The following is a 13,279-nucleotide window of genomic DNA, read 5'->3' as shown; positions in this document are numbered from 1 at the left end:
AACACGAAAGCTGCTCGACGGAAGGAAGCTTTGCCGGTTTGCCCCGACAATCATAACTCACCGCGCCGTTGCACCACCTGAGCAAGGTAGGATGGCTACTTCTCCCCGATCCGAATTGTGCAACGAACCGGCTTCCCGCCAGCCTGCTTCTGGCAGGCCTCCAGCGCCTTACGATTGGCCGTGATGATCCGATCGCCTGCCGCGATGTTGGCGAACGCCTCGGGGGCGCTGGTCCGCATGAGGCGCTGACCACCTTCCCACATCGGCAGGTCGAGCGAGCGCGCCGCCATCTTCTCCGGCCATTGCCAGCTTGCCGGCACGGCGCGGGCGACGACGCCGGCGAACACCGCCCACAATATCATCCCGATCACCACACCGCCGATCGCCGTCCACATCAGCCAGCGGTTCTGCTCATCGCCACGTCGCGCCGATACGACATAGCCGTGAAGCTGGCGGGTTACGTCCTCCAGGCCGGTGCGCGCCGTGGCGATCGTCTGCCGGTCTTCCTGGCGCGCCGTGCCCGCCGCCGCAGTGATCCGTCCGGCCAATTGCTCGGGCGTCATCGCCAGCATCGGGCTTTTCACCAGCATATCGACGCGCTGCGCGGTCGCGGTGATGTTGTTGGCGATGACGCCCAGCGTTTCGGAATAGTCGAGCGGTTCCGGCACCTCCATGCGCTCCGCCGTCAGCCGCTCGACGGCACGGCGCATCAGCGTCACCTCGGCGCGCAGCTCCTCAAACGCCTGCGCGGCTTCATTCGGCCCTTCTTCATCCGTCACACGCATCCCCTTATAAGCTCATGCCCCTGTCGCGCTCGCGGCCGATCCCGATCGACTGCTCCAGCGATTTTTCGATGCTCCGGCCGCGCTCCAGTTTCAGCTCCAGCTCGGGCGCGCGGCGCTCCAGCGCCTTCGCCAGCTCGGGGTCACGCCGCAGGCCTTCGACCATCGCGCCCATGCGCGTGACGGCCTTGTCGATGCGGGCCTGGTCGCCGCCTGCTCGCTCGCGCGCCAGTCCCCGCCAGTTCTCCACGAACCGGTCGGCCCGCGAGTCGGGGTCGAGCCGCACCCGGCGCTCTTCGGCCATCGCACGCGCCGCGCCGCCTGTCTTACCCTCGGCCGCCTGCCCGATCAGCCCGGGATCGCGGCGGAACGCGGAGTCGAGGTCGCGCGCGCCATCGGGCCGCACCTGGTCCAGCGCCTCGCCGGCGCGGCGTAGCGCGCTCTCCTGATGCGGGAGCACCGGCAGTTCCCGCGCGCGCATCCGGCCTATATCGGCCGCGGCGCGCGCATAGCGTTCGATCGCCTTGGCCTGATCCGGCTTGCCGATCGATACCTCCGCGCGATCCGGCGCCGATGCCTTCTCGGGCGTGGCGGCAGGCTTGGGCCGGAAGCCGGCGAACATGTCCCTGGCCTTGTCGCGGACCTGGTGGACGATCTCCCGCGCGCGCTCGGGCCAGCGTATCTCCCGCCGCTCGGCGAAGCTGCGCGCCCGGTCCTCGTCGGACGGCGCGGCATAGTCGCCTGCCATGTCCTTGGCGCGGTCGCGCGACAGCACGCGGGCAAGCTGGCGCTGATCGGTGAAGTCGTCACGGCCATAGTGGACCTGCACCCCGTCGCGGTGCCGCGACATGCCCACATAGGCGCTGTGCCGGTCCATGCCGGGCGTCGCGAGAAGGTGCGCGCGATCGACGGTGACGCCCTGCGACTTGTGGAAGGTCGCCGCATAGCCGTGATCGACCGCGGCATAGTCCTTGAGGTCGAACGCGGCGCGTCCGCCTCCGTCGAGCCGCACCGCCATGTGGCCGCCCTCGACACGCTCCAGCGTACCCAACGTGCCGTTCTTCACGCCAAGTGAACGCTCGTTGCGCAGGAACATGATCCGGTCGCCGGCCGCGAAGTCGCGTGCGCCCCGATCGACGGTCACGCCCACGTCCTCACCCAGCCCGCCCGACGCGCGCACCCGCTCGCGCGCCTCCTGGTTCAGTTCGCGCACCTCGGCATTGGTGTGGGTGAGGATGATGCGGGTCTTGTCCGGATCGGCCTGGCGCTGGCGATCCCAGCCCTCCACCAGCTCGGCGCGCGCCTGCTCGCGCGTGTCGGCCGCCTGCACCATGCCTCGGTCGGCATAGGCGTGGATAGCCTCGGCCGTGCGGCCGGTCGCCAGCGCGCGCGTCGCATCCTTCTGCCAGTCCTCACGCTGCCTGCGGACCTCGGTGATCTCGGCCGCGCCGTGCGCTTCCGCGATCGACCGGAATGCCGCGCCGGCTTCGATCGCCTGCAACTGCTCCGGGTCGCCCACCAGCACCACCTTGGCGCCGGCGTCACGGGCATGGGACAGCACCCGCTCCATCTGGCGGGTGCCGATCATGCCCGCCTCGTCCAGCACCAGCACGTCATTACAGGTGAGCTGGTCGCGGCCCTGCGCCCAGCCATGTTCAAGACTGGCGATGGTGCGGGACCGGATGCCCGATCCGCCCTCCAAATTCTCGGCCGCGATCCCGGACAGCGCCGCGCCGCGCACCTGATAGCCCTCGCGCTCCCATGCCTCGCGCGCGACGCCCAGCATGGCGGACTTGCCGGTGCCGGCATAGCCGATGACCGACGCCAGCCCGCGGCCCTCGGTGATATGATCGAAGGCGTCGCATTGCTCGCCCGACAGCACCAGCCCACGCCCTTCAGCGGCCTCCAGAGCGCCGGCACGATGATGGTCGGCCACGCCATGCCCGTCGCGTCGCGCTAGTTCGTCGCCGGCCTTCTCCAGCCGTGCCTCCGTCGCGATCATCTCGCGAGACGTGAACCGTTCCTGGTCGCGCCCATCCTTGCCCAATGTCACCAGCTCGGGACTGGCCCGCACCGCCGCCATCACCTGGTCGAACTGCTCCTTGCCGTCCGAATGACGGAAGGCGAACGCGGCAAGGTCGCGGGTGGTGAAGGTCGCCTGTTGCCGGGTGATGCCGTCGAGCGCGATGCGCGGGTCGGCCGCGATCTTCTCGCCGTTCTCCCGCGCAATGCGCCGGTGATCGTCGGCCCGCTCGGCGTCCTCGCCGCGGTCGAGCCGGCGCATTCCCGCCGGGCCGATTTTGTGCTGCGGCTCCAGCTCGATGCCCTGATCGGCATAGGAGCGATGGTCGATCCGCCCCTCCAGCCCAAGCTCCGCCATGCGCTCATTGACGTGCGCCGCCCATGCCTCGCGCCAGCCCTTCAAAAGTTCGGCGCTGTTCCAGTCGCGGTTCTTCTTGCCGAACCCTTCCGGTCCAACCTCGCGCATCGCCAGCATGACGTGCGCATGCGGTTTCGGGCTGCCATCCTTGGCCTTGTCCCAATGCACGTTGAGGTCGGCGACCATCCCGCGCTTCACGAACTCCTTTTCCACGAAATCGCGAGCGAGGCTTACGCCCTGCTCCTCGCTCATCTCGCGCGGGATCGAGAACTCCACTTCGCGCGCCAGTTGCGCGTCCTTGCGCTTCTCCCCTGCCTCCACCTCGTTCCACAGCGTCGTTCGATCCGCCAGACGCTCCGGCGCGTCCTTCGGCAACAGCACCTCGGAGTGGATGACGCCCGTCTTGTTGGAGAAGTCATGAGCACGCCCGAGACGCGCGTCATGCAGCTCGGATGCTGAACGATACGCAGCAGACGCGACGGCACTGGAGCCGTTCGCTCGGCTGATGACCTTGGCGCTGAAATGATAGATCGCCATCGCGACTGCCATGATGCACTTCTTAGCGCACGTCGGCAACGACGTATAAGCGCGCACTCACGATCTGCTTTGCATCTCCTGATTGACTTGGTTCTGCCTTCTGATGTGGGTTGCCCTACCCTGTCGGTTTGCTAGGCTGCTACGATCAAGACGCGGACGATGGAGGCACCATGCGCAAGGTGCGGGACTATAACGCGGAGCTGAAGGCGCTGGAGGACAAGGCACGTGGCCTGAAGGCGCGCCGGGTCGAACAGCTCGGCCAGCTTGTTACCGCCACGGGTGCGGATGCGCTCGACATGGAAATACTCGCCGGCGTGCTGCTCGATGCCGCCGGATCGCAGAACGCGGAAGCGAAGGAGGCATGGCGCGTGAAGGGCGCGGCTTTCTTTCAACGGCGCGGGCGCAAGGGTGGCCGGACTGCTGGCGGCAACAGCGACGGCACAGGCGCGCAACCGGGCGCTGATCCTGCGTCTGGAAGCGGCGCGGCGTCGGACTGATACGCGGGGCTGGGTCGTGCAACGGCGCGAACGCACCCGCCACCTGATCGAACTGGGCGGCCTCGTCCAGAAGGCCGGCCTGGTCGATCTCGCCGACGATGATCGCGCGACCATTTACGGCGCGCTGCTGGAGCTGGTCGGCAAGGCGCGGAGCGATGATGCTGGCGATACGCTCGCCCTCTGGAAGCGGCGCGGCAAACGCGCCTTCGACGCGGAAGCAGAAACAGCAACATAGGGGGCGGGATGGCTTGGGTTCGCTATGGAATGTGGGATCGATGGCGGGACCTCACCCGCTTCCGCTTTGCATGCGAGATGGCACTGTCATCCTATCGCACCTACGTGAACGGCTTTCCAATCACGTCCACGGCCCCGCTGGTGATGACCGATCCTGCGGGCTCCAATTTCAAATGCGACCTGGCTGACTTCACCGGAGTGCTTAACGACGAGCAGCAGCTCTACCGGGTACTGTTCCCGTCCTACGTCGGTTTGGTGGAAGATTTGGGGCGCGAGCTGGTCGAGACGCTGCACGTCAAGAAAGGGGTCCAGCGAACCGCCTTCGTCGGTCTCGATCCGGCAGCCCCGATCGACCAGGCGGCCGAACACTGGATCACCGGCACGCCGGTCGAGGCGTGGGGCGCAACCATCCTGAAACTTGGCGGCCGTGGCTGGTCCAGCTTCAAGGGGGGCCGTCGCGGTGTGGTCGAAGCCGTCACCGTTCGAAATCTCTGCGCTCACGGTATTCCGGTCTTCAATCAAAGAGCCCTGAACCGCTTGGCCGCCGCCTCTACCCCGACACAGAAGCTGCCCGCGCTCGGCGATGCCATCGTCCTGGATCGCCCGACCTTCTCGCGTCACGTCGCCACCTTGCGGGGCTTCGCCCGATCGATGGCGGATGCGGCGGCTAACATGGCCGATGTGCCCTGATGGAGGCGACATGACCGCTCTCGACCTCGATGCCCTGCGCGAGCACGTGCGCTCGACCGGCTATCCCCGCGCCACACCCGATCAGGTCGCATTGTGGCGGGAGGACATGGAGGAATCCCGCGCCAATCTCGCGATCGAAGGCATGGACCTAGACGCGGAAGATGAAGCGCTGTTCGCCATGCTGCTGGAGGAAGGCCTGTCACCCGCCGCGATGGTGGAGGTGATCCGGAGCCTCTACCGGCCCGGACAGGCCGGCTGATGCCCGGCCGGCGGATCAGCCCGCTGTTCGCGGTCATCGTCGCCGCGGTCGTGCTGTTCGCCAGCCATAGCTGGCTCAAGGGCATCTTCGGCTATGGCGAGATAGCCACCGACATTCCGTTCCTGCTCGCCGGCGCGATCCTGTTCCTGGCCTGGCGCTTCAACCGTCGTGCCGCAATCCGGCGCAGTTCGCTGCTCGGCTCGGCCCGCTTCGGCGATCGGGCGGACGTGCGCCGGCTTCAGGAAAACGAAGGCCTCCTGATCGGCCGCTCCATCGAATCCGGCAAGCTGCTGCGCTATGACGGCCCCGCTCATCTGCTGACGATGGCGCCCACCCGGTCGGGCAAGGGCGTCGGCACGATCATCCCCAACCTGCTGACGCTCGACCGCTCGGTGGTCTGTATCGACCCCAAGGGCGAGAATGCCCGCGTCACGGCCCGTGCGAGGGCCGACAAGGGCAATGTGTGGTGTCTGGACCCCTTCGGCGTCTCCGGGCGTCCTGCGGCCCGCTACAACCCGCTGGCGTGGCTTGATCCCGCCAGCCCTGACCTTGCGGAAGATGCGCAGACGATCGCCGACGCGCTGGTCCATGATGCACCGGGACAATCGGGTGAAGCGCACTGGAACGAGGAAGCCAAGGCGCTGATCGCCGGCGTGATCCTGCACACCGTCGTCCACGAGCCCCCTGCCCGCGTCACGCTGGCAACCGTGCGCGACAAGCTCACCCGCGATCCCGCCGGCTTCGCCGCGCTGCTCGCCGACATGCAGGCCAGCACCGGCGCCGGCGGGCTGATCGCGCGCTCCGCCAACCGCCAGCTCGGCAAGTCGAACCGGGAAGCCGCGGGCGTGCTCTCCTCGGCGCAGCGACACACCCACTTCATGGACAGCCCGCGCCTGGTGGACAGCACCTCGGCGTCGGACTTCCGGTTTGCGGACCTCAAGGAACGGCCGGGCACGGTGTTCCTGTGCCTGCCGCCCGATCGGCTCGACACCTATGCGCGCTGGCTGCGCCTGCTGGTCGGGCAGGCCGTCACCGACATGGCGCGCTCCACTGCCCGTCCGGCAAGCCCCGTGCTGTTCCTGCTCGATGAGTTCGCCGCCCTCGGCCGACTGGAGCCGGTGGAGCGCGCGATGGGGCTGATGGCGGGCTACGGTCTCCAGCTCTGGCCGATCCTCCAGGACATGCACCAGCTCCGCGCGCTCTATGGCGAGCGCGCCGGCACCTTCCTGTCCAATGCCGGCGTGGTTCAGACGTTCGGGGTCAACGATCATGCGACCGCCGACATGCTCTCGCGCACGATCGGCGACACCACGATCGAATATGAGACTGTCAGCACATCACAGAAAACCAGCTGGTTCGACAGCCCGGACCATTCCACCAGCGTCAGCGGCCATGTCGCGGCGCGCAGGCTGGTGACGCCCGACGAAATCATGCGGATGCCGGCGGACACCCTCCTGCTGCTGCGCCAGGGCGAACGCCCGCTCTGGGCCAGGAAAATCCGCTATTACGATCAGCGCGAGTTCGGCCGCCTGTATGATCCGGCGTGATCGTACACCCCGGCTAGGGATCAACAGTGAGCTTTGGGATATCGCCTTACCTGCCCTGTCCTCTTGCCCCGACGTTCACAGGCACACACCGCCCCATCCGCTTGGCTTCTCCCGGAAGCCTGCGGCCGATAGGCCGCTCTTGTGACGGCGTAAGCCGGCACGCAGCGGAAGCGCATTGGCCCAAAAGGCCAATTCTGCATGTATCTGAGCTGGCTGCTCGGAGCATCCGTGGGGTTAAGAGATTCTGTTAAATAGGAATCGTTAAGAAGGTTAAGGGCAAAAAATGGGCCAAAAAACCCACGTTTTCTGCGGCCTTCAGGGAACCCTCGGTGTGTGATCCCACGTGATTCGGTGTGTGATCCCACGATAGCAGGGTGTGTGATCCCACGACGCTGCGGTGTGTGAAACCACGACAATTCGAGTTCGATCTAGACTGCGAAAGCCACTGCCTGACTATGCACGGTGCGCCAGCCTAGAGCCTTTTTTGGTTTCGTCGTGGCGCTGCGGTGTGTGATACCACGATAGTCAGCGTCCGCGAGCGAGCTTGTCCATAAGATCGTCCACCTCGGCGGCACGGCGGCGATCGGCTTCGACCCGGTTCCGCCGCTCTTGCTCGGCCTCCAACCTAGCCGCTAGCGCCAATGCCTCGGCTTCGCCACGTAGGCGGAACAACACGGCAGGGCTGCCGTCTGCGGTGGCCGCCATTTCCATCGTGTAATCGGGAAGCTGGTCGGCCTCCACGACTTTGCGGAGCATCCTGTTGAACTCCTTGGGCTTGCTGTCGCTGCCTGTCTTGTCGCGCAGCACCTCCACCCGGCACGTCCACCCACCCTTCTGGTTGCCGGCATGCTTGCGCGCGATGCGGTACAGGGCGCGCTCCAGCCCGCCGGTCAGCAGGAAATAGTCCTGGTGCATGGTGAGCAGCGACCGCTCCCCCACGATGCCCTCATAGACCCAATCGGACAGGGTGACTGTCATGCCTCGCGGCTGATCCGTATCGGGGTCCACCTCCAGCGTCCACTTGTCGAGCCAGTTGAAGCCGGCCTTGGTCCGCCGCTTCGGCGCGCGGATGGATGTCGATATGGAGGTCGTCTGAAGCCGCTGGAGCGCGGCTTGCAACTCCTGATAGGCCCGGCCACTGGTGTCGCGCTTGATCGCCCTTAGCAGGTCATAGGACGTGGTTCTAAGCGTCCGTGGGAGGTCGTTGACCCCCTGCTCCCGCATCCGATTGAGGGTCGAGGCTGCCCATATGAGAATATCGGCATCCCATATCGTCGCCATGCCGTATGCCGGTATCGCCTCGATCTTCACCCACGTTTCGCCGTCCGGACTGCTATATTCGATCGGCTTCACCCGTTTGCGCTTCTGAAGCGAGAAGAACGGCCGCTCCATCGTCTCCCGCTGATCCTTGAGCGGAAGATCGCCCATCAGCGGGATGAATAGGTCGAACTCAGGGTTAGGGTTCGGGCGTTTGGTCATGTTGTATCAATCCTGGCATCCTGCACGCGTGATGTTGTGCAGGTGTGCACACTATCACGCACGGCCAAATTGCCGGTCGGCATCGTACTTGGCGACCAGTTCGCTGATCGCTTCGGCGAGAAGGTCTTGATGGCTGCGCCTCGTTCGTGCCGCTAAGACCCGGAAGGCCTCGGCCGTTGGGTCTGCCGGGTCAAAATAGGCGCCAAGATGGTATTTGCCTGGCCGCTTCCCGCTCGATCGGGCGCTGCTCGCCGGCGACGCCGGAGTTGCGGCTGGGGGATTCTCCGCCTCGGCCTCGCGACGGGTTTGTGGCGCCACTGCCGGAGCCAACAGAGATGTCCGCTTTGCCATGTTCAAGCCTTCACGTTTGCAGGTGTGCAATTTATCAAATCATCAAGGAGGTGCTTGTGCAAGGCTGCAACCTCTTGGGCAGCCTTACCCTTTGGCTCATGCTCGATGACGCCCAATCCGTAGGGCCAAGCCGCACGATAGGCGCTACGCTCTCGTAGGACGGTGCGCGCGACCCGGAGGCCGGTTGCTTCGGCAAGCGTCCGCGCATCATCCAGCAATGTGGACGCGGTTGGGGGAGCGGCGTTCAACACAACGACGCCTGTCCGTCCGGTGCTGGTGATGAGTTGAGAAGTCCGCTTGATTGCATCCAGGTCGATAAGCGAGGGACGGCAAGGGATCACCACGAGGTCCGCGCGCTGGGCTGCGGCTGCGGCTTCCGCACCGGCGGCTGGCGGCGTGTCGATGATGGTCAGAGCGAAGCCGTTTGCTTCGGCAGCATCTATCGCTTGGTCGAGCCGGCGCGCGCTGATCGGCTCCACATGCGGTAGTTCGGCCTCACGCCGTTCGCTCCACGCCGTCGCGCTTTCCTGCGGATCAAGGTCAAACAGCGCTGTTTTAATCCCAGCGGCCTGAGCGGCGACCGCAAGATTCACTGCCAGCGTCGTTTTGCCGACACCGCCCTTTTGCGCTGCAAGTGTGATAATCTGCACGTGTGCACACCTTCATTTCTGATACTGTGATGTTATGCACGATATCAGGACGGCACAACCCTGCTGTGGCTCGCGACTGGTGGTTTGTGGCTCCAACCTGCATCCGATAACGCGAAATGCACCAGTTCGGCGTTGTCGATCGCGGGCGGCTCGCCCTTCCGCCAGAAGCGCAACATCTTGTCTCGGTCGTCCAGATTGGATTCCGTGACGACGGCGCGCACCGCTTGAATGAACTGCCCGTGGCTGAACACGTAGGCGAGGCCGGGGGAGGGCAGGGCAGCAAGCCGCGCAAGCGCCGCTTCAGCGCGGCGAAGCAATGTCCCGAAGCTTTCTGCACCGTCGCCATCGCAGTAGGTCGGATCGGCGTCGGTCCAGTACCGCTCCAGATGGGGCATCCGCTCGCTGCTGCGCGTGCCGTTCCAGCGGGAAGGCTGGAGATAGGTGAACTCCTCGATCGGCCATACCTCCACCGGCACATCGGGGAAGCGCTGGATTGTGGCCTCGGCCGTTTGACGGGTGCGCAGGTAGGGAGAGGTCACGATCAACGTGGGCACCTCGGTCCACGCCCGCGCCACCTCGCGCGCCTGGCGCCATCCCAACTCGGTAAGTTCGATGGATGCAAGGTCATGGCAGGGCACGCCGGCGTTGCCGGTGCTTTGGCCATGACGGATGAATACGGCCCTCATGCCGCAGCCTCCTTGGCCGCCAGTTCTCGCAATCCCTTGTAGAGCGTCGTGCGGCTCACTCCGTATCGCTCGGCCACGGCCGTCACGGTCGCCTCCGGATCGGTCAACAGCAACCGGGCTTCGCGGAGTTGCCTGGAGGTGAGGGCAGGGGGGCGTCCGCCCATACGGCCGCGGGCACGCCCTGCGGCGAGGCCGGCCCGGGTACGCTCGCCGATAAGGTGCCGCTCGAAATCGGCGAGACTGGCGAAGATATTGAACACCAGCTTGCCCGATGCCGTGGTCGTGTCGATCGCCTCGGTGACGCTCTCGAAAGCGACGCCGCGGTCCGCCAGCTCGTTCACCGTCGCGATCAGGTCCGGGAGTGATCGGCCAAGCCGGTCGAGCCGCCACACCACCAGCGTATCGCCAGCGCGCAAGGCCTTCATCGCCTGCGCCAGTTCGGGCCGGTCGGCGTGTTTGCCGGATGCGTGCTCCGAATAGATCGGCTCGCATCCCTTGGCGCGCAGCACGTCGAGTTGCGGAGCGAGGTCCTGGTCGGCCGTGGACACGCGCGCATATCCGATCCGGCGTGTGCCGGCATGGCCGGGGAGGGGGGTAGCAGCTATGTTCAACATTCAACCTGCATCAGGGTTTTCTGATCGCAGTTTCTCGCACGGGTTGTTGAACAGTTCAACGCCGTAAAACGCTAGCTTTCCTGCTGCTGCCGGTGGTGTGCATCAAACGGCCGGGCCTGTTGAAAAATGCCGGACATGCCGGGTTGCTCCTTCGTTCCACCCCTGCCGAGAGGAGCGCCGCCATGATGGGGCCAGCCTGTCGCGGTGGGCGGGAAGGGGCGTCCCACCGCACCATAGAAGCCATGTTGCCCGCAGGCCACCTGCTGCGTCGCATCGATCGATGTCTCGACACCAGCGAGCTGAGGCGCGTACTGGCCGGTCACTACAGCGCGCGGGGGCGACCATCTGTCGATCCCGAGCTGCTCATCCGCATGTCGCTGATCGGCCGCATCTACGCGATCACGTCCGAGCGGCGCCTGTGTGAGGAACTGCGCTACAATCTGGCCTATCGCTGGTTCTGCCGCCTCGCGCTGGGAGACAAGGTTCCGCACCACTCGACGTTCAGCAAGAACCGGCATGGCCGCTTCCGCGACGCCGGCGTTTTCCGGGTTCTGTTCGAGAGCACGGTTCGACGCTGCATCAGTGAAGGGCTGGTTGGCGGAAAAGACGCCGCGATCGACGCGTCGTTCATAGCCGCTGATGCGAGCTGGCAACGTAAGACCGTCCCTGGTTACCTGCCGTATGTCGCCAACGCGTCGCGCGCGGTTCGGGAATGGGTGCAAGACACAGGAGATGCCGTCTGGGAAATGGCGCGCTCGAAAAGCTTTCAAGGCATCTCTCGCACCGACCCTGCCGCGGCTTGGTCGGCGCGAACGGTGCGTGGTCGGTTCGGCTACGCCCTCAATGCACTGGTCGACACCCCGAGTGGCGTGGCGCTTGATGTCGAGGCGACGCCGGCTCGCTTCGCGGATGAGGTCGATGCCGGCCGGGTCATGCTCGCGCGGTCGGCAGACCGGTTCGACTTCAACCCGAAGCGGGTTGCTGCCGACAAGGCTTACGGCAGCGCCGGCTTCCTCGGCTTCGTTCGGAATCACGGCGCAATTCCGTACATCCCCGTGATCGACCGGACGCAGCAGACCAAGGGCAAGCTTCCGCGAACGGCCTTCAGCTACGATCGTGACACCGACAGCTTTACCTGTCCGACCGGTAGGACGCTCCGGCACCATGCCTTCCATCCTCCCACCGGCGTACACCGTTACGCGGCGGATGTTCGGGATTGCGAGGCGTGCGTGCTTCGGAAGAAATGCACGACGGCGCGGCGTCGTACCCTGGTCCGTCTGGACGACGAGGACGTTCGCGATCTTGCCAGAGCCGAGGTGAAAACGGGGCTCTACAAGCGGTCGATGCGGTTGCGGCGCGGGGTCGAACGGTTCTTCGCTGACGCCAAGGGCAAGCATGGCATGAGGCGGCTTCACCTGCGCGGTATTCGCGGTGCGGAAGAAGAGTTCCTGATCGGCGCGGCGGTGATGAACCTGATGATACTGGCGCGACCACATCGACCGACCGGCAAGCCGCGCCGAGGTGTCTGCGTCCCCGCGGCCCTGACCCCGGCTGCCATCTCGGCCCGGTCGATCCAACATGACGTGATCGTCTCGCCCGCTCGGCAATATGCCTGATCGCTGAAGCTCATCCCGGTTCATCACGCGGCGCGCAGTCGTTCTTTGCGATACGGCACACCGTCGAGCAGTGCCTGGCCCGGCGCCTTGGGCGTACCGTCACCGTTCACGTACATATAAAGCGTCGTGGTCGTCATCCCGAGACGGCGCGCGACATCGGCTGCGATCGCATTGCGATCGGACATGGCGGCCATCGCCATCGCCAGCGTTGCCTTATCCATCTTGCGGGGTCGTCCACCCATCCGCCCCCGGGCGCGAGCCGCAGCAAGGCCCGCCTGTGTGCGCTCAGCGATCAGTTCGCGCTCGAACTCGGCGAAGGCGGCGAAGATGCCGAAGGCGAGGCGTCCGTTAGCGGTCGTGGTATCGATCTGCGCGCCGGCGCCCGCCAGCACCTTCAGCCCGATGCCGCGCTCGCGCAGCGCCTCGGCCGTGATGACCAGATGTCTAAGGTCGCGCCCAAGGCGATCGAGCTTCCAGAGGACCAGTGTGTTTCCGGGCTGCAGTGCCTTCAGGCACGCCGTCAGGCCGGGGCGGGCGTCATGCCGACCCGACGCGAGGTCTTCATAAATCCGCGAAAGATCGACGCCCGCGGCTAGCAAGGCGTCGCGCTGCGGTGCGAGCGTCTGTGACCCATCGGCCTTGGACACCCTCACATATCCGATGAGCATCGTTATCCTGCCAGAAAAGATATTCAACACCCTGCAATGTGCCGGTGGTTTCCGCAACGGGTTTTCCGATTGTGAGAGTGCGTCGACGAGGTAAAATCGTCGATCGCCAGAAAACCGGTCGTTTATCTGGCAGTCGGAAGCACGGGAGCCATTTGGGGTCGGTACATAGGACGGACCCAGATATACGCTCTCATGACTGCCATCCGAGACGCTGGCCGAGTTTACCTTGTCGCTGGCCGCAAGACCAGCGTTCGCATTGACCTTGGCGGGTGTGCCGCGGACGCCTGAT

At 65.5% G+C, this 13,279-nt stretch carries 14 protein-coding genes; 6 read left to right on the top strand and 8 right to left on the bottom strand.

Annotated elements, in window-relative coordinates:
* Positions 1 to 95: 95 nt before the first annotated feature.
* Positions 96 to 785, bottom strand: a complete 690-nt coding sequence (locus tag ACP690_RS17215) for a DUF6118 family protein (RefSeq protein ID WP_426261797.1) — start codon at positions 783 to 785, stop codon at positions 96 to 98.
* A 4-nt stretch (positions 786 to 789) separates the two neighbouring features.
* Positions 790 to 3,699, bottom strand: coding sequence for a Ti-type conjugative transfer relaxase TraA (traA, locus tag ACP690_RS17210; protein WP_426261808.1), 2,910 nt, complete (start codon positions 3,697 to 3,699; stop codon positions 790 to 792).
* 170 nt (positions 3,700 to 3,869) lie between these two features.
* Between traA and ACP690_RS17205 the strand changes: the two genes are divergently transcribed.
* The 5 genes from ACP690_RS17205 (at position 3,870) to ACP690_RS17185 (ending at position 6,926) form a co-directional block, all read left to right on the top strand.
* A complete protein-coding gene (locus ACP690_RS17205) occupies positions 3,870 to 4,196 on the top strand; it encodes a conjugal transfer protein TraD (RefSeq protein WP_426261798.1) in 327 nt (108 codons plus the stop codon).
* Between the two features lie 16 nt (positions 4,197 to 4,212).
* Positions 4,213 to 4,431, top strand: coding sequence for a conjugal transfer protein TraD (locus ACP690_RS17200; protein ID WP_426261799.1), 219 nt, complete (start codon positions 4,213 to 4,215; stop codon positions 4,429 to 4,431).
* Positions 4,432 to 4,508: 77 nt separating this feature from the next.
* Positions 4,509 to 5,120 carry a hypothetical protein gene (locus tag ACP690_RS17195; RefSeq protein ID WP_426261800.1) on the top strand — a complete coding sequence of 204 codons (612 nt, stop codon included), beginning with the start codon at positions 4,509 to 4,511 and terminating at the stop codon, positions 5,118 to 5,120.
* Positions 5,121 to 5,130: 10 nt separating this feature from the next.
* A complete protein-coding gene (locus tag ACP690_RS17190) occupies positions 5,131 to 5,379 on the top strand; it encodes a hypothetical protein (protein WP_426261801.1) in 249 nt (82 codons plus the stop codon).
* Positions 5,379 to 6,926: a type IV secretory system conjugative DNA transfer family protein gene (locus ACP690_RS17185; protein WP_426261802.1), complete on the top strand. Its 1,548-nt coding sequence runs from the start codon at positions 5,379 to 5,381 to the stop codon at positions 6,924 to 6,926. Before ACP690_RS17190 ends, ACP690_RS17185 begins: the two co-directional genes overlap by 1 nt.
* 525 nt (positions 6,927 to 7,451) lie before the next feature.
* On the opposite strand, the gene ACP690_RS17180 is transcribed toward ACP690_RS17185, so the two are convergent.
* From ACP690_RS17180 to ACP690_RS17160, 5 genes are read right to left on the bottom strand one after another with little or no spacing between them, the layout of a single operon-like run.
* Positions 7,452 to 8,405: a replication initiator protein A gene (locus ACP690_RS17180; RefSeq protein ID WP_277280648.1), complete on the bottom strand. Its 954-nt coding sequence runs from the start codon at positions 8,403 to 8,405 to the stop codon at positions 7,452 to 7,454.
* A gap of 54 nt (positions 8,406 to 8,459) precedes the next feature.
* On the bottom strand, positions 8,460 to 8,756 hold the full coding sequence (locus ACP690_RS17175) for a ribbon-helix-helix domain-containing protein (RefSeq protein WP_426261803.1): 297 nt from the start codon (positions 8,754 to 8,756) through the stop codon (positions 8,460 to 8,462).
* Between the two features lie 2 nt (positions 8,757 to 8,758).
* Positions 8,759 to 9,406, bottom strand: coding sequence for an AAA family ATPase (locus tag ACP690_RS17170; RefSeq protein WP_426261804.1), 648 nt, complete (start codon positions 9,404 to 9,406; stop codon positions 8,759 to 8,761).
* Between the two features lie 44 nt (positions 9,407 to 9,450).
* On the bottom strand, positions 9,451 to 10,092 hold the full coding sequence (locus ACP690_RS17165; protein ID WP_426261805.1) for a histidine phosphatase family protein: 642 nt from the start codon (positions 10,090 to 10,092) through the stop codon (positions 9,451 to 9,453).
* The gene (locus ACP690_RS17160) at positions 10,089 to 10,706 is read right to left on the bottom strand and encodes a recombinase family protein (RefSeq protein ID WP_426261806.1); all 618 of its coding nucleotides are present in this window, start codon (positions 10,704 to 10,706) and stop codon (positions 10,089 to 10,091) included. The genes ACP690_RS17165 and ACP690_RS17160 overlap by 4 nt, the downstream gene beginning before the upstream one ends.
* A gap of 182 nt (positions 10,707 to 10,888) precedes the next feature.
* On the opposite strand from ACP690_RS17160, the gene ACP690_RS17155 reads away from it, so the two are divergent.
* A complete protein-coding gene (locus ACP690_RS17155) occupies positions 10,889 to 12,322 on the top strand; it encodes a transposase (RefSeq protein WP_426261807.1) in 1,434 nt (477 codons plus the stop codon).
* A 23-nt stretch (positions 12,323 to 12,345) separates the two neighbouring features.
* Here ACP690_RS17155 and ACP690_RS17150 read toward each other — a convergent pair whose 3' ends face one another.
* Positions 12,346 to 12,990, bottom strand: a complete 645-nt coding sequence (locus tag ACP690_RS17150) for a recombinase family protein (RefSeq protein WP_409793070.1) — start codon at positions 12,988 to 12,990, stop codon at positions 12,346 to 12,348.
* Positions 12,991 to 13,279: the final 289 nt, after the last annotated feature.

This window comes from Sphingomonas sp. DC4900, from assembly GCF_049896485.1.
In the GTDB taxonomy this organism is placed as follows: Bacteria; Pseudomonadota; Alphaproteobacteria; order Sphingomonadales; family Sphingomonadaceae; genus Sphingomonas; species Sphingomonas aquatilis.
This window is presented reverse-complemented; position numbering and strand designations above follow the sequence as displayed.